We start from the raw sequence: 16999 nt of genomic DNA, 5'->3' as shown, positions 1-16999 counted from the left end.
TGGCTGTCCAGTGTGGGAATATGCGTTGGGAATATGCGTTACTTTGGTCTAGCATCGACCGTGAGGAGGGTGGGATGAACTGGTCCAAGCGCGTTTTCGCAGCCACCGTGACGACTGCAGTCGTCGTTGTGGGGGCAGGCGGATTGGTGCCGGCTCAGGCGGAAACGACCTGGCTCGACGAGCTGGTGGGCGATTGCCCAGATCTGTACGCGCTCGGCGTGCAGGGTACGACGGAGACATCGCCGGACGCGCCGGTGAAGGCTGATACCGGGGTGCTCGGGACGATCATGTCGCCGATGCTCGCCCAGGCGCGTGAAATCGGTGCCAGTGTCGACCGGGCGTATGTGCCCTACCCGGGCTCGTTCGGCGGAATCACCCCAGGCGGCAGCGACTCCTATGCGGTCTCAGTCGGCAAGGGCGAGGAGAACCTGGCGAAGGCTGCCTCCACGGTGCTGGCGAGTTGCCCCAAGACCAAGCTGGCGATTGTCGGCTTCTCTCAGGGCGCGCACGCGGCGTCGAACTTCTTGCGGACCGTGGGGAAGGGGAGCGGCTCGGTGCCGGCCTCGGCGATCGCTGCGGGCGCACTCTTCGGGTCGCCGACCCGCAGCGAGGGGGCCGGGCTCTTCCCTGGCACGTCGCAGCAGGCTCCGAATCCGGTTCCCGGCACCCGCGGCGAGGAAGTGAAGGCGCTGACCCCGGTGTCCTTCACGACGCCGAAGGGCGCCGGCATCAGCCCCGTCTCCGACATCACGAAGGACTACGGCTCGCTGTCGGGCCGCGTCTCATCGTGGTGCCAGACGGGTGATCTGGCGTGTGACGCCCCGCCGAACGCCCCGATCGCACGGGCGGTCGTCAACGTAGCGGGACAGGCCGAGATCGGCGGAGACCCGTTCGTTGCCGTCTCGACGATCGGCCGGGCGCTGGCCTCGACGACATTCAAGACCGCTGTCGATGTCATCAACAAGGACATCCAGGCACCCAAGAACGCGCTCGAGAACATCTCCATCCAGCCGAAGAAGACGATCTCTCAGCGACTGGCCGAGGCATCGGATCCGCGGGCCAAGCCCCCGACCGGGCAGGAAGTCACCTCGGCGCTGGTGAAGGTCGGGCTGATCGGTCTCAACGCGGCCGTCACCGTAGCGAAGAAGGTACTGACGCCTGAAACCATCGCCGCCGTCGCGACGGTCGGGCTCGCGAACCCTCCTGCAGCGTTGGCAATTCTGGCGGCCAAGGCCGTCACCGTCCTGCCAGAGCTGATCCCGCCGGCCACGACCACACGCCTGGTGACGCAGACCTTCAAGATCGTCGAGAACGAGGTCAAGGCCAACCGGGACGCCTTCGACTTGGTTGCGCTGTCCTCCTACCGGAACACGGCGGCCGAGCACGGCTCTTACGGCTCTGTCGCAGCGACCCCGACCGGCCAGGCGCCCACGAAATTCGTTGCGTCCTGGCTCGCCGCCGCTGCCGCGGACCTCGGAGCGTCTTCGAAGACCGCCAGCACTTCGAGCTCGACCTCGACGTCGAAGGTGACGAGCACACCCAAGGCCCCGCCGACGACCACCACGACTCGGCCAACGACGTCCACCACCACCACCACCACCAGCGCGACGTCCACCACCACTACGACGTCCACCACCACTACGAGCCGCGACGCGTCGGAACCGGCGCTGCTCGAACAGGGCGGCGTCGTCAGCACGAACTCCAACTCAACCTCCTGAAACCGTCTAGGGAAAGAAGAAACGAATGGGTAAGCACCGCAGGGTCTCGCGGGCCGCGAAGGCAGGCATCGTTCCGGCAACCGCCGCCGCGATCGTCGTCGCCGGCGCAGGAATCGCGAACGCCGATCCGGTAGAGCTGCCGTCGCAGGGCGGCGTGACCACCCCGGCTCCGTCCACACAGGGCGGCACCACCGCGGCTCCTCAGCCCGCGTACGTGCCCGAAGCTCCGAGCCAGCCGACCTACTGGGTCGAGGCTCCGGCGGTGCAGCCGCGCTACGCGCCGAAGCCGAACTACGACTACCAGACGAACCAGTACACGCAGCAGTCGAACTACGTTGCGCCGATCGATTACTCGGCCCTGCACGCCCCGGTGGCTGTTGAAGCCGCGCCGATGTACATCGCGCCGCCGAAGACGCTGATGATCGGCGACTACCACGCCGAACAGCCGAACTGGCTGACCGATGAGGACCTCGAGCGGACGAACAACACGTCCGAGCTGATCCGTTCTCAGGTCTCGACTTTCTACCGGTCAATCGGTATTGATGCGGATCGGGCCGACCGGGTCGCGGCTGGACAGATCGCGGGCACCATCGGCGGCGCTGCCCTAGGCGCCGGTATCGGTGCGGTCCCGGGCGCGTTGCTCGGCGGGAACATCGGCGGCAATGCCGGTCTCGCGGTCGGCGGTTTTGTGTCGGTCCCGCTCGGCGTCATCCCCGGCCTGCCCGCCACGGTCATCGTCCCGACCACGGTGGCCGGCACCGCCGCAGGTGCCGCGATCGGCGGAGCGATCACCGCAGTTCCCGGCGCGATCGCGGGCGGCGCTGTCGGTTTCACTGCCGGTACCGCGTTCGGTGCCGGTGACGACCAGGGCCAGGCGATCGAAGTCGACCTGCCGAGCATCGACCCCGAGGCGATCACCACGCAGGCCGAGACCACGCTGACCCAGTGGGAGGAGTCCGGCCCGGTCGGACAGGCCGCCGCCACCGCGGTGCGTGACGTCGTCGCCGCAGCCCCGGGCATCGACCAGCAGGCCCGCGACTGGGCCACCGCCCAGCCCGGCGGCCAGCAGGTCGTCGACGCGATCGACGGCGCCCTCACCCAGTTCGGGAAGGGCTCGGCGGGCGTTGCCACGCAGATGATCTCGAACGCCGTCGGCGACGGCATCCAGCAGGCCTGACAGACCTGTGAAGCCCTCGGTGGGGGGCGGGGAGACCCGCCCCCACCATCTACACGGAGGATAAATGTCGACGGACAATCGGGAGCAACTGTTCCCCGACGTGATCGAGCACTACGGACGCGACCAGACCCCGGCCGACGACGCACCAGTCTCGGGCGGACTGGACTTCCCCATCCCGACAGAGTCGTTCGCCGAAGTCAGCGAAGTGCCCGCGCTCGAGCCGAGCAGCGAGGCGGCCGCTGGCGAGCAGGACTCTGTCGTGCAGACCGACCTCGAACCGATCGACGATTCGTCGATCATCCAGACCGAACTCGAACCGATCCTCATCGAGGACGACCTCGCGACGGAGCAGTTCGCTCCCGTCACCGCCCAGGCATACAGCGAATGGTCGCCGGACCCGGCACAATTGCACGCGTACGCCGAGCCCCTCGAACCGCTGCCTGTCGATCTGTATGCCGATGCGCCCGATTGGGTTCGCGCGCACATCCCCCGCGAGCCGCTGGTCACGCCCGACGACATTCGCGGGGGATTTCGCGCGATCATGGGTCGACTGCGCGCGCAGAAGACGCTGCCCGCGGCACCGATGCCAGCCGCTGGGGCGATTCCCCCGAGCGACCCGATTGATCCGGAGAGCGCGAGCGAGGGGGGCGGTGAAGGTGGCGGCGGCCGTCAGTGGGGCAAGGCGCCACTGATCGGTCTGGCTGTCGCGGCCGTCTCGGTCTTCGCTGCGGGTGCGGTCACCGTCTTCACCGGCGGCGACGCCGAAACCCCCGTTCCGCCCCTGCCTGCAGCCACCGCCTCGGCGGAAGAGGAAGAGACGACGGCGGCAGCGCCGTCCTGGTGCGCGTCGGCCAACGAACCGGATCGGACCGTCGGCAATGGCGCAGGCAACCGCGACAGCGGCCCGGGAGTGATCCAGGCGTTCGAGCACGCCTACTACGTCACGCGCAGCGGAGAGGCTGTCGGATCGCTGATGGTCCTGCCCCAGCCCCCGGCTCAGATCCAGGAATTCATCGACGCCGTCCCGGAAGGCACCGAGCACTGCGTGACCGTCCTGCCCACGCCCGAGCCGAACCGCTGGTCAGTTGACGTGCTCCTGAAGATCCCGCCCGTCGGCAGCGAAGGCATTCACCGGCAGTGGATCACCACGACCCCCGGCGACGGCGGAATGAAGATCGCGACAGTGGAGGACCGGAAATGACGAACGTTGTTGCCTTGCGCAGGACGCCGAAGGTCGAAGAGCCCGAGAGGATCTCGGCCATCGTCGTCGCCGGCTCCGGCGGCGCCGCCTCGACCACGACCACGTACGGGCTGGCGACAGCGCTCCGCCTCGGCAGCGGAGCGGATGTAGCAGCGATCGACGGCACGTCCGACGGCGGAAACCTCCTCGACCGCACCGCGGCCGACCCAATTGACAGCGCGCGTGCCATCCGCCAGCTCGGTTCGCGCATGGCGGTCAGCACCGCCGGTGTGGTCGTCGTCGGACACGGCGACACCACAGACCCGGCCCTCGTCGATGGACTGCTCTCTGACCGCCACCTGGCCCGATTCCACGACGTCGGCCCAGCGCTACGCTCGCGCCGACTCGGCCCGCTGATCGAAGCCGGAGCCGGAATCGTCATCGTCGCCCCCGCCCGTTCCGAGCCACTGAGCCGGATGCGAGACGGCCTCGGCTGGCAGATGAACACCTACGGAGCTGAGGTGTTGGCACGGACGATCGTGGCGATCTCGCACCAGATGCCGGACACCCTGCTCGATCTCGCACCCATACGGGACGCCCTCGCACCCCGAACCGCCGGATTCGTCGAGGTCCCCTTCGACGCCGCCCTCACTCAGCCCGGCCGACTCGACCACCGCCGACTTTCGCCCGCCGCCCTCGATGCATGGACGGACGCCCTGGATGCGCTCGGCCAGATCACCACCCCGCACACCGATACCGACGAGACGGCAGGAGAACTCGCATGAGTCCCCGAGACCGGACCAGCCTCGACGTTCGCACCGAACCGATCGACGTCGTCCAGCCCGGCCCGGCCGTCTGGCTCGTCGGCGCGCACGGCGGCGCCGGAGTGTCCACGCTGGCGCGGTACTGGGACTTCGCGGGCGACGCCCGACACCAGTGGCCGTGTGGCACCGCCCATGACATCGAGTCTCCGTACGTAGTCGTCGTGTGCCGGGAAACGACGGAAGGCCTCGCCAGCGCCCACGACCTGATCCTCGAGCACCGCGACCGCGGACTTCAAACAGATCTCCTCGGCCTGGTCACAGTGGCGAACACCGCGGGTCAACCTCCCAAGGACGTCCGGCAGCGTCGATCCATCGTCTCCGGTGCTGTTCGCGACAACTGGTCGATCGGCTGGCACCGCTTCCTCGGCTCGGCTGCCCGCGACAGCCTGCCCACCTGGCGCGCGATCGACGGCGTGCCCATCCAGACCAAGGGAGCCGCAATCGAGGTTCCCGCGGACGTGATTGCTGCCGGCGTCGGCATCGTCACGGCAATCCAGGACCGGCTGCCTGCCCTCTTGCCGGCGCAGTAGTCCATCACCATCACAAGGGAGGGAATCTCCATGCTCCACACCGTCCTCGACACTGCGGTACTCGCGCAGTCGTTCGACATCAACCCCGAGGTGCCGCCCGGCGCAAACGGCCTGCTCAAGCTGCTGAACTGGCTTCTGTGGGGCGTCACCCTCGCGTGCGTTGCGGCACTAGTCTTCTCGGGAGGCAAGTTCGCGTGGGAGAAGTGGCAGCACGGCCAGTCCGACGCAGCGAAGATGCTCGTCGGAAGCCTCGTCGGCGCGATCGTCGCCATGTCCGCGAACTCCATCCTCGGCGCCGTCACCTCGGCATAGGGCGAAAGGCGATCCCGGAATGCGCTTCCCTGAAACAGGTTCAGCGACTGAATACATGGCCGCGGTGGAACTACCCGCCCAGGTTGTCAAGGACATCGAGGAGCTTCTCGGGATTGCTGCCGGGATCGTCTTCGTCATCTGCGTCGCAAAGGTGATCTTCGTCGGCGCACGGATGGCGTGGGACCACAAGCACGGTGCCGGCATGGAGTCGCCGAAGGCGGCCGAGTTCCTCGCCGCGAACATCGGCGCACTCCTCGCGGGAACCGCATCCGTCACCATCGCCACGATCCTGCTCTCCGCCGCCTACGGGCCACAGTCGTCGACCCAGCCCAAGCAGGCCGACATCGTGCAGCAGATCAAGAACAAGACAGCGCAAACACAACAGCAGCAAGAAGAACAGCAGGATCAGGAGAACGAAGAATGATTCGGCGCCTGGCAGGGGCAGCGATGGTGGCAGTGGCACTAGCCACGGCCGGCTGCGGAGGAGCAGGACAGTCCGACAACGACCAACCCACGGTATCGCTGACCGACGTCCCGGAGATCGCGACCTGGTCATCGGTTGGGGGAGTGCGGGTTCCGATCGGAAAGACCGACGGGCCGAGTAACGGCAGCTGGGAGCCCTTCCAGGGCTTCACCCACACACCGCAAGGTGCGGCGCTGGCGGCGATCACCCAGTCGGTGCAGCTGGCCAGCGCAACTGACACTGACTGGCCGAAGATCCTCGGTACGGTCGCAGCGCCCGGTGAAGGACGCGACACGTACGCCGCGCATCGAGCACTCGTCTCCATCTCGGGGCTCGACCCCGAAGCGGTCCCGGAAATCGTCGGCTACACGATCACCGACTACACCGATGACGCCGCCAATGTCGACGTCGTCCAGCGGTTCTCCGATCAATCCCTAGCCGCCGCACACAACCGGGTCGTGTGGATCGGTGACGACTGGCACCTCGAACTCCCCGCCGGTGATGCCACCACGATCACCGCCCTCGACGAGCTTCCGTCAGACCTCGTCAGCCTGGAAGGAACCCGCAAGTGACCGAACAGAACACCAATACGACGGCCGCCCCCGCGGCTGACGACTCCTCAAAGGACGACAAGGGGAACTCGGCCACGAAGCTGCTCATGGGGATGTCAGTCCTCGCCGTCATTCTGATCGCGGGCGTGGTTTTCAGTGCCGTGATCCTCTTCCGCGGCGAGGATGCAGGCCCGCTTGTTCCTGCCGACCGATCCGCCGACGGCGGGAACACTCAGGTCGAGGAGAGTCTCTTCGAGCCCGAGCCGGTCTTCGATCGTGCGAACCGAGTCATCTACGTCCCGCTGGACGACAATGGCGTCCTCCTCCCGCAGTCTCGGCCAGGCGACGGTCGTCCTGCTGACCAAGCGCCCGGAGGCGCGATGCTCCAGCGAGTCCACGGAAACATGGACCTGCCCTTCTCCACCTCGGATGGCCCCACCCGCCTGACCGAAAACGGTGTGGCAACTGGGTTCTCACGTACTGCGCAAGGTGCAGGACTCGCAGCAGCCCACTACGTCGGCTACCTCTACGGCGGCCCTGACCGCTTGAAGATGCTCGTCGAGGCCGGGCTTCTGTCGGATCCCGACGGTGAGGTCAAGAAGGCGAACCTGATGGCGATGCCGAATAACGGGCCTGCGTCGGCGATGCCGATGGTCAAGGTCAACTTCAATTCTGACCTGAGCCTGGTCGAGTTTGGCTACACCGCGGAGATGCGGGACGGCACAACCCAGAACCAGGTCTCGAAGATCCCGATGGTCTGGCGTGAGGGCACCGGGTGGGTCCTCAAGGTCGATCCGAACGGAATGGGTGCCACGAAGGTGCCCAGCTTCGGTGCGGGGTGGGCGTCTTGGTGGTGAGTTCTCGGAGGTTGTGGATCGTGCGCAGTCTCCTGGCAACGACGGTCGCCCTCCTCTGCGTGTTCACCGCGGTTCATCCGGCCGCGGCACAGGAGACGACCGCGCCTGCCCCGAGCAGTCAAGAGGCACCAGCCTCCGACGATTCCACCGATGGAGACGAGGAATCAAGTGGCGGCTTGGTGGACTCCCTCACAGGTGCTGTGACCGGCCTTGTCGACTGCGCGAAGTACGTCGGCAATGCAGCTGGCCCGATCGTGGGGTGGGCCGTCGATGCTCTTGGAGGGGAGACCAAAACCTGTAGTGAGGCAACTGGAGCTGCTGTCTCAGCGGTCGGCGACAAGGTCAAGGACGCGGCGACTGGTGTGGCATCGGGCGCGGTGGAGAAGGCCGCGCTGTCCTTCGGTAATGCGGGCGCGGAGGTCTTGAAGTTCGCTCTGGGCTGGTGGATCACGACCAGCTCCCTCGATGAAAACGTGTTCAGCGAGACCGTCTCGGCGGTCACCGAATACACCTTCTACATCCAGGTCGCGGCCTTTGCATTGTCGATGATCCTCCTCGGCGCACGTCTCGCGATGGCGCGCTCGGGATCAATCCGCGACACCTCCGAAGAAGGATTCCGGCAAATGGCCCGCGCGACCGTGGTTGCCGGCATGTTCACAACGCTGGTCGTCATCGGCACCCGACTTTCCGACAGCATCGCGAACTGGTTCATGGACGGCACCGTAGGAAGCGATCCAACCGGGCTGGTCGAAGCGATGGTCTCGATCTCCCTGTACGCCGGTCCTGCAGGCATGGCGCTGCTGTTTGTGATCGGTCTGCTCGGCATCATCGGCGGCCTCGTGATGGCGTTCCTGATGCTGATGCGCACAGGCTTCCTCGTCCTCATGGCGGCCGCGCTCCCGATCGCTGGTGCAGCTGGTGGCACGAAGGTCGGCTCCCAAGCATTCGACAAGATGATCGCTTGGACGATCGCGTGGCTGCTGGTCAAGCCGGTCGGCGCGTTCGTGATTGGTTGCTCGGCCATGCTGTTTCTCAAGGCCACGCCCACCATCACCAACCCCGAGAACGGGGACGCCATGATGGCGCTGACCGGGGTCATCCTCCTGTGTGCGGCCGCGCTCGTGCTCCCGTCTCTGATGCGCATGATCGTGCCGAACGTCGGAGCACTCGGTGGTGGCGGCAGTGGTCTCGCTGCAGGTGCCGCGCTCGGCGCGATCGGCATGAAGGCAGCCGGAATGGCAGCTGGTGGCGGAGCTCCGACCGGTGCCGCAATGACGGCCAGCTCTTCGAGCTCGGCTTCGCCGGCCTCTGGCGAGGCGTCACCTCCCAGCGGATCGCCTCAGCCTGCCCCGGCGAGCTTTGGTGCAGGCGGGGGAGATGGTGGTCAGCCCGGCGGTAACGGCGGCGGCATGCCGAGCGGCGGGGGAGGAGCGTCGAGCGGCGAACCTCAAGGTGGCGAGTCAGGGACGCCCGCCGGTTCCGGTGCGATGCCTTCCTCGGGTGACTCAGGCAGGGGAGAGCCGGTCACGACGGGCGCTGCCCCGCAGTTCAACTCGGGAGGTTTCGAGAAGTGAGCGAGCAGAGTTACCACACCTACGGCGCCTGGCGTCGCCCGCGCGAGACCGGCCTGATGGGTGCCACCTTCGGCACCACGATGCTCGGCATCGGTGCAGCGGTGGTCCTCGCGTTCGTCGGCCTGGTCTTCGGATTCGGCGTCGCACTCGTGATCGCAGTGCCCGTGGCATTGGGCTTCATTCCCCTCATCAACTCGCGTGACGGCCGTTCAGGCTACGAAAGGGCACTCATGAGACTCCAGTTCTGGCGCGCCGGCCGTCGCGGCGAACACGTCTACTCGTCCGGCACGTTTTCCCGCGTCCCCGGCCGCCGCTACCGGCTGCCCGGTGTCCTCGCTGACACCGAGCTGTACGAAGGAATCGACTCCGACGGCCGCAGCTTCGGCATGATCCACATGCCCAGCAAGGACGCGTACACGATCGTGCTGGACGCGTTCCCACAGGGCGCTGAGGCGGTCGACCAGGACGTGATCGACCAGTACGTCGGCAACTGGGCGCAGTTCCTCAACGCCACGGGCGAGACCTCGGACGTTCTCGGTGTGGTCACCGTCCTCGAAACGCTCCCCGAGACCGGTATCGAGCTGTACGAGACGGCGCATCAGAACACCCTGCCGGATGCTCCACAGCTGGCCCGCGACGCGAACTACCAGCTCGCGACCGGACTGACCTCCGGTGGACTGCGCCTTTCGGCGCGTATCGCAATCACTTTCGAGGCGAAGACCTCGGAGCGAAAGCAGGACCCGTCGGAACAGGCGGTCGAGCTCGGCCGCCGACTGCCGAGCCTGACTGCGGCCGCCGCCCGGGCCGGCGCACCGTGCTCGCCGATGGACGCCGACGAGATCATGGCGTTCGTGCGCCGCTCGTACGATCCGGCGTCGCTCGTAGACGTCGAGCGTGGCCTGCACTCCGGTGAGGGCACCGGGCTCGAATGGGCGGACTGTGGGCCGCGCACCGCCCACGAGACGCCCGACGGCGGACGCTATTTCCACGACGGTGCCGTCTCGGCCACGTGGGAGATGCGTGAGGCTCCGAAGGGCGCAGTCACGGAAAGCGTCCTGCAGCGACTGCTGTCGCCGAACAGCGCCGTACCGATCAAGCGGGTGGCCATCGTCTACCGGCCGCACTCGGCAAGTGAAGCAACCCAGATCGTCGACAGCGACTACCGCAATGCACTCGCCGCCGCGAGCGGCGGATCCATGAAGGGTATGGGCCTCGCCTCCGCGCAGGCCCAGATCGACGTGGCCTCCACGGCGCAGGCCCGGATGGAGCAGGCCCGCGGTGCGGGTGTCACTCGGTTCGGCGTGCTCGTCACGGTCACCGAACCGGTCGGCAGCTCCGACGTCCCGAAGATCGACGCATTGATCGAAGACCTTTCCCGGCAGAGCCGCCTCGCAGTGCGCAGGTCCTGGTGCTGGCAGTCGGCCGCGTTCGCAGCCTCACTCGGGATCGGCGTCATCCCTGCAGATCACTCCACCATCCCGACGTTCCTGAGCAGCTAGAAGGACAACACCGATGTGCGCACGCAAGGCAGATACGCCGAAGCAGAAGCCGCAGAGTCCGGCTGACAAGATCGCCCGTTCCCTGCTGTCCGACGCCGACCTCGCCGCCCTCGAGTCCGCGGCGGCGGCCGAGACGAACACCATCAAGAAGACCTGGAAGCAGGTCCTGGTCAAGCGGCAGTACAACCTGCGCGCCACGATGGAGCGGTTGAACAAGTCCCGCACGGACGGATTCGACCGTGAGGTCGCGGATCTGGACGAGAAGGGGTTCGAGGGTGCGGGCGGCGGCCGTATGTCGACGGTGATGCCTCCGGTCGAGTACCGGGGCACCACCGTGCAGGTCGCCGGCATGTACCCGTGGATCGTCGGCGCCAAGGCCCCTCTTCTCGGAACTGCGCTGGGCCGGCACCTGCGGACCGGTGCCGCAGTCGGATTCGACCCGCTGTACGCGTGGAAGATGAAGGCAATCTCGGCGCCGTCGTGCTTCATCTGCGCCCTGAACGCGTTCGGAAAGTCCACGCTGCTGCGCCGAATCTGCCTCGGCGACATCGGGCGCGGCACACACGTCATCGCCCCGGGTGACGTGAAGCCGGATCTTCGCGCACTGGCCGAAGCCGTCGGCGGACAGGTCAGTGAGGTCGGATACGGAACCGGATCGATCAACCCGCTCGACCGGGGCCCGATCGGCGAAGCGATCGAGCAGCTCGCCGAAGGCTCACTCGAACGTCAACGCGCCGAGTTCGCCCTGCACGCACGCCAATTGAACATGGTCTGCGCGCTCCTCGAGATCGTGCGCCGTGGCCCGCTCAAGGACTTCGAGGAGACCATGCTTGCGTCCGCAATCCGCCTGATCTACAGCCATCCGGAGTCGATCTACAGCACCGCCAACCCGGCGCGGATGGAAGACCTGATCGAGATCATTTCCGATGCGCCCGAGGAACTGCGAGAGGACGCAGTCGCGGACGACGCAGCCGAGTACCGGGCACAGATCAAGCCGCTGCTGCGGTCGATGCGCGCGCTGGTCAAGGGCCGTTTCGGTGAGACCTTCAACCAGCACAGCACCGTTCGGATCGACATCACCAAGCCGATGATCGACCTCGACATGTCGTCGGTTCCGCCCGGTGACGAACTGATGCGCGCCGCGGTCCTGCTCGCGGGCTGGAACGAAGCCTTCGCCGCTGTCGAGGCGGCCCACATCCTGGCCGACGTCGGCCTCGGCCCGAACCGTGCCTTCCACATCGTGATGGACGAGTTCTGGCAGGTCCTCGCCTGTGGCCCGATGATGGTCGCCCGCGTCGACGCAGTTCAGCGATTGCAGCGCGCGATCGGTGTCGCGATGACCACCGTCACCCACTCGATCGCCGAACTTGAGAAGGCCGGCGGCCTGGGCCTGATCGAACGATCCCGCGCCCGCATCATCGGTCCCGTACCCGAGGCAGAGGTCGACCGGCTGAGCAAGTTCATGAAGTTCTCCGAAGCCGAACGAGCCATGCTCACCGGCTGGGCGAACGACGGCACATCGGCCGTCGACGAGAAGAAGGCGATTCGGAAGGCCCGCCGCAAGGCCGCTGTGAACATCGCTGCGACCTCGATTGACTCGGTGAGGGACGCAAGCCTGGAAACGAAGCGCACCGCCGCCGGTGTCGGTCACTTCCTCCTCAAGCTCGGTGAAGGCGCAGCCCCGGGCACGCCGTTCAAGGTGTGGGTTCCCCCGATCGAACACGCCTCAGGCATCCACGACACCGACGCTCGCCTGCGGTCGGCCGACGAAGACCGCGGAAAGGAATTCGCAGCATGACCGCCGATCGGCGCCGCTACAACGTCGTCGACGACGACACCCGTGACGCAACCGTGCGGGCAGTCATCACCCGCATTGAGGCAGGCGACAGCTTCACCGCCGCCGCACGCGCAGCGGCAAACCAGCTCGACGTGTCCGAAACAACTGTCCGGAGCTGGGTGAACAAGTCCGGCAAGCGACCGCTACCTACAGCGAAAGAGGTGGCCGCGCTCGAAGCGGAACTGGCAATGGCGCGAGAGCTGAACCGAGCACTCGTCGCGAAATACGGACTGGGAGAGGGACTGAGGAGCGTATGAACGACAAGGGGGGGACCGGGCTGATCGCGTTGATCCTCGCGGTCGTGCTCGTACCGTTCATGCTGATCCTGCTGCTCATGGTCGGGATCCAAGACGAGGAAGAACAGCAGGCCGGAACGAACTGCCTCGGCCCCGCCAGCACGGGACAGGGTGGCGATCGTCTCGCGCCACTCGGCTCGTTCATCAAGCCCGTCGATCCCTCCACGGTCACGCTCACTTCCGGCTTCGGCGCTCGCTGGGGCGAGGAGCACAAGGGCATCGACCTCGCGGGCGACATCGGCACCCCGATCTACGCGGCAGCCGACGGCACCGTGCGCAACGCCGGCGCGGCAGACGGCTTCGGCCAATGGGTCGTCCTCGACCACGTCCGCGACGGACAGCTCGTGGCCACCGTCTACGGGCACATCGACACCTACAGCGTCGAGGTCGGACAGCAGGTCCGGGCCGGTCAGCAGATCGCCACGATCGGTAATCGTGGCCAGTCGACCGGCCCGCACCTGCATTGGGAGGTATGGCCCGGCGGATGGGGGACCACCGCCGTCGACCCACAGCCGTACTACGACTCCGCGCCCGCCCCGGGCGCGCCGACCGCTGGCGACCCGACCGCCGTACCAACGCCGCCGGCGGAGACGCTCACAGCCGACCTGTCGAAGCCGCTCCCCGCGTCGGCCGGTTCCGAGCAGAACATGCAGGTCGACACCAAGAAGTTGATCCGGGCCCTGCACGCGAAGTTCGGTGACAGGATCAGTACCCTCGGCGGCTGGCGCGCAGACGGCGGCTACGCCACCGACCATCCCGACGGGCGAGCAGTCGACGCGATGATCCCGGACTACCTGTCCGGCACCGGAGTTCAGCTGGGCGACGAGATCCTCGACTACGTCATGGCGAACGCCGAGTTCTTCAACGTCGAGTACGCCATCTGGCGTCAGACGTACTACCCGGTCGGCGGCACGCCGAACACGATGGAAGACCGCGGCTCCGAGACCCAGAACCACTTCGACCACGTTCACATCACCGTGAACGGTCAGGGCTTCAACGAAACCGGCTTCGCCTGGGGATCGGCACCTGGCGGTGGCGGAGGTAGCGCCACAGCGGCGGCCGCGGACTGCGTCATCTCCGGTGAAGGGCTCGGCGACAGCCTGGCCCCGGGCAGCGTCCCAGCCGAGTTCGCACCCTGGATCCAGAAGGCAGGCAGCATCTGCCCGCAGATCCGCCCATCGCTGCTTGCGGCCCAGCTCGAGCAGGAGAACGGGTTCCGTCACGGCGCCGACGCCCCAGTATCGGAGACCGGGGCAGGTGGGCCAGCCCAATTCATGCCAGGAACCTGGGCCACCTACGGCAAGGACTACGACGGCGACGGCCGCATCGACATCAACTCGATCGGTGACTCGGTCATGGCTCAGGGCCAGTACATGTGCACGATCGCGCAGTCCATCGACGGCTGGATCGCCGACGGCAAGGTGTCCGCGCCGAACGGACGGGCCGAGCTGTACCTCGCTGGCTACAACGCCGGTGAAGGCGCAGTGCTCGAATCCGGTGGGTTCCCCACTGGCGCGACCGACTACGTCGTCCAGACCCGCCCCTACGCCGACAAGATCATCGCCAATGAGGCCAAGTTCCGGGCGATCAACCAGTGAAAGGACCAGCAGTGAGGATCCAGCGCACAGCCGCAGCAGTGACGTTGACCGCCGCGGCCGCCATCGCACTCTCCGGCTGTGGGAACGAGTCCGGAAGTGCCCCGCACACCGGCACCGACGACCATGTGGCCATCAATCCGTTGTCTCCGCAGGAGATCGACGCCGACCAGACCGCGACCACGGCCATGCAGATGATCCTGTCGTGGCAGCCGGCCGTCGATGCGAGTAAGGGCGACGCCCTCGTCCGGGCCAAGCCTTGGCTCGGCGGCGATCTTCTCGCGGCCGCCGAAGACGGGAAGAGTGTGTCGATCCGGCCGGATCGCGATTGGCAGCAGTGGGCCGCCTCGAAGGACGCGCTGACCGCGAACTGCGTTCGCTCCGACACCACACCCGCGGCACCGGCCGGGATGCGCACCGTCGTCATCGACGTCACCTGCCGGCAATCGGTCCTGCACGCCACCGGCCAGAGCACTCCACGCACTCCGGAGACCTGGCGCACCACCGTCACCCGCACCGACGACGGCTGGCGACTGACCGACTACCGATTCCAGCAGTAGGGGGCTACTCGATATGGCACGTGCACGACGGGACCGGCCGACCGGCAGCGCCAACTCCGACGAAGTCCTATTGAAGGCACTTCCCGTCGTCGTAGCGGTGGCGTTCTTGCCGACCATTGCCTACAACCAGGGCGGCGGGGAGAACCCCACCTGGAACCCGCTCGCCCTGTTCATCTCTCTCGGCACCGGCAAGACGAGCTGGCCTGGCGGTGCGACGTCGGTGCTGATCCTCGAACTGCTCCTCCTCGCCGTCGCGTTCGGTGGCGGATGGTGGATCCTCCGCAGGATCGGTGTCCTCGAGAAAGTGAAGGACAAGCGGTCGGAGATCCGTATCGACAAGCTCGCGGACACGATGGTCGACCCCCGCGAGGTCGACGAAACGAACGTCAAGCACCTCGCCGAGACGACCGAACGGCTCGCACCGGCCATCCCCCGCGATCACCCCGGATACCTGGGTATTCCCCTCGGCCAAACCGTCGTCGGCAAGCGCGATCTGCGGCTGCCGTGGGAGTTCGTGTGCCTCGCCTACGCTGGCGCCCGAATGGGTAAGTCGGCCGGTCTGGCGATCCCGGCGATCTGCCATGCTCCCGGCGCCACGATCGTCGCTTCCAACCGCGGCGACGTCTACTCCCACACCGTCGGCCTGCGCCGGAAGTCGGGCCGGGTCTGGCTGTTCGACCTGCAGGGCGTCACCACCGGTGATCGTCGCCAGCGCGCCACGTTCTGGTTCAACCCGCTGCGGAACGTGACCGACCTGCCGTCCGCGGCGGCCGTGTGTGGCTACTTCATCTCTGCGGCCACCGACGCCAATGCCAAGGTCGATGCCTACTTCGACGGCAATGCTCGCGACCTGTTCGCCTCGTACATGCTGGCGGCTTCGCTGGCCGGTGGCGACATCCGGCACGTGGTCGAGTGGCTGACGAACACCCAGTCGCAGATCCCGCCCGCGATTCTCAAGCAGTACGGATACCCGGACCTGGCGAAGACGATGCGCGGCAAGCAGTCCGTCAACGCTAAGCAGCGCGACGGCTTCTACGACATGGCCCGCCGCTTCCTCGCCCCACTCGACGAGCCTCGCTACGCCGAGGCCGTCCTGCCGAACCAGCGCACCATCATCGGCACCGATCCCGACGGGAACATCACCTTCGCCCCGGGCGATGTGGTGCACGACCTCCCGGAGTTCATCGCGGAAGAGTTCGTCGCCCGCACCGACACCATGTACGCCATGTCGAAGGACGGTCCGGGATCGTCGTCGGCGATCTCGAGCGCGCTCGTCGGTCAGATCCTCAACAGCGCCGAGGAATACTCCGAGCAGCAGGAGTCGGAGCGGATGCCGATCCCGATGACCGCGGTCCTCGACGAGGCAGCGAACATCTGCAAGCTCGAAGACCTGCCGCGTTGGTACTCCCATTTCGGCGGCCGCGGCATCATCCTCATCACCTTCTTGCAGTCTCCCTCGCAGGGCGAGAAGGTCTGGGGACGCGAAGCGTTCGACGCGATGGTCGACGCCTGCAGCGTCACCTGGTACGGCGGCAACGTCAAGGACGACGCCTACATCTCTGGTCTCGTCGACGCCATCGGCACGCACTACGTCGAGTCCGAGTCCCGAAACCGGGGCGCCGGACTGTTCGCCTCTGGCCAATCGACGGTGTCGAGCAGCTGGCAGAAGGAGAGCATCTTCGAAAAGCGTGACCTCAAGGCGCTTCCGAAGACTCGCGCCATCGTCACGATCGGTGGCAGCTCGCCGATCCTGGTCCGCAAAGCGTTCTGGGGCGGTTCCCCCTTCGCCGACGAGATCCGCCAGTCGAAGAAGGACAGCAAGCTCGCGACCACGCTCGAACAGCAGAAGGCCCTGCCCCTCGGCATGTCCGACCGGCCCGCCACCGCCGTGGACGTCGAGTTGGAGCCGGAGGCCGTAGTCGACACCGCAGCCCCGCAGCTCGTCGCAGACCGCACGCCCGACGTCGGCGTGAGCTCGTCGCGCGTCGATGCCCTATTCGATTCCGAGTTCCTGGGGAAGGACTGA

The 16999-nt window shown here is 66.8% G+C and carries 16 protein-coding genes; all 16 read left to right on the top strand.

Annotated elements, in window-relative coordinates; translation table 11 throughout:
- The first annotated feature begins 74 nt into the window (after positions 1-74).
- The 16 genes from E7742_RS22905 to E7742_RS22830 all read left to right on the top strand — a co-directional run bounded on the left by E7742_RS22905 (position 75) and on the right by E7742_RS22830 (position 16999).
- Positions 75-1718 (top strand): cutinase family protein, encoded by a 1644-nt coding sequence (locus tag E7742_RS22905; protein ID WP_137801413.1) that lies wholly within the window; start codon positions 75-77, stop codon positions 1716-1718.
- Positions 1719-1743: 25 nt separating this feature from the next.
- Positions 1744-2895, top strand: a complete 1152-nt coding sequence (locus E7742_RS22900) for an insoluble domain protein (protein ID WP_137801412.1) — start codon at positions 1744-1746, stop codon at positions 2893-2895.
- A gap of 64 nt (positions 2896-2959) precedes the next feature.
- Positions 2960-4096, top strand: a complete 1137-nt coding sequence (locus tag E7742_RS22895; RefSeq protein ID WP_137801411.1) for a hypothetical protein — start codon at positions 2960-2962, stop codon at positions 4094-4096.
- Positions 4093-4860 (top strand): hypothetical protein, encoded by a 768-nt coding sequence (locus E7742_RS22890; RefSeq protein ID WP_137801460.1) that lies wholly within the window; start codon positions 4093-4095, stop codon positions 4858-4860. Before E7742_RS22895 ends, E7742_RS22890 begins: the two co-directional genes overlap by 4 nt.
- Positions 4857-5429 carry a hypothetical protein gene (locus tag E7742_RS22885; protein WP_137801410.1) on the top strand — a complete coding sequence of 191 codons (573 nt, stop codon included), beginning with the start codon at positions 4857-4859 and terminating at the stop codon, positions 5427-5429. The genes E7742_RS22890 and E7742_RS22885 overlap by 4 nt, the downstream gene beginning before the upstream one ends.
- A 30-nt stretch (positions 5430-5459) precedes the next feature.
- Positions 5460-5741 carry a hypothetical protein gene (locus tag E7742_RS22880; RefSeq protein ID WP_137801409.1) on the top strand — a complete coding sequence of 94 codons (282 nt, stop codon included), beginning with the start codon at positions 5460-5462 and terminating at the stop codon, positions 5739-5741.
- 55 nt (positions 5742-5796) lie between these two features.
- Positions 5797-6165, top strand: a complete 369-nt coding sequence (locus E7742_RS22875; RefSeq protein ID WP_137801459.1) for a hypothetical protein — start codon at positions 5797-5799, stop codon at positions 6163-6165.
- Positions 6162-6776 (top strand): hypothetical protein, encoded by a 615-nt coding sequence (locus E7742_RS22870; protein WP_137801408.1) that lies wholly within the window; start codon positions 6162-6164, stop codon positions 6774-6776. The genes E7742_RS22875 and E7742_RS22870 overlap by 4 nt, the downstream gene beginning before the upstream one ends.
- Positions 6773-7612, top strand: a complete 840-nt coding sequence (locus E7742_RS22865) for a hypothetical protein (protein WP_175420661.1) — start codon at positions 6773-6775, stop codon at positions 7610-7612. The genes E7742_RS22870 and E7742_RS22865 overlap by 4 nt, the downstream gene beginning before the upstream one ends.
- Before the next feature lie 20 nt (positions 7613-7632).
- Entirely contained in the window at positions 7633-9186 is a 1554-nt protein-coding gene (locus E7742_RS22860; RefSeq protein ID WP_254699380.1) for a hypothetical protein, read from the top strand.
- Positions 9183-10685, top strand: coding sequence for an SCO6880 family protein (locus tag E7742_RS22855; RefSeq protein WP_137801406.1), 1503 nt, complete (start codon positions 9183-9185; stop codon positions 10683-10685). Before E7742_RS22860 ends, E7742_RS22855 begins: the two co-directional genes overlap by 4 nt.
- A 13-nt stretch (positions 10686-10698) precedes the next feature.
- Positions 10699-12483, top strand: coding sequence for an ATP-binding protein (locus E7742_RS22850; RefSeq protein WP_137801405.1), 1785 nt, complete (start codon positions 10699-10701; stop codon positions 12481-12483).
- Positions 12480-12779 (top strand): hypothetical protein, encoded by a 300-nt coding sequence (locus E7742_RS22845; RefSeq protein ID WP_137801404.1) that lies wholly within the window; start codon positions 12480-12482, stop codon positions 12777-12779. The genes E7742_RS22850 and E7742_RS22845 overlap by 4 nt, the downstream gene beginning before the upstream one ends.
- Complete coding sequence (locus tag E7742_RS22840; protein ID WP_137801403.1) at positions 12776-14416, top strand: M23 family metallopeptidase; 1641 nt, start codon at positions 12776-12778, stop codon at positions 14414-14416. Before E7742_RS22845 ends, E7742_RS22840 begins: the two co-directional genes overlap by 4 nt.
- An 11-nt stretch (positions 14417-14427) precedes the next feature.
- Complete coding sequence (locus E7742_RS22835) at positions 14428-14973, top strand: hypothetical protein (RefSeq protein ID WP_254699379.1); 546 nt, start codon at positions 14428-14430, stop codon at positions 14971-14973.
- Between the two features lie 13 nt (positions 14974-14986).
- Complete coding sequence (locus E7742_RS22830) at positions 14987-16999, top strand: type IV secretory system conjugative DNA transfer family protein (protein WP_137801402.1); 2013 nt, start codon at positions 14987-14989, stop codon at positions 16997-16999.

The organism is Rhodococcus sp. SGAir0479, from assembly GCF_005484805.1.
In the GTDB taxonomy this organism is placed as follows: domain Bacteria; phylum Actinomycetota; class Actinomycetes; order Mycobacteriales; family Mycobacteriaceae; genus Prescottella.
This window is presented reverse-complemented; position numbering and strand designations above follow the sequence as displayed.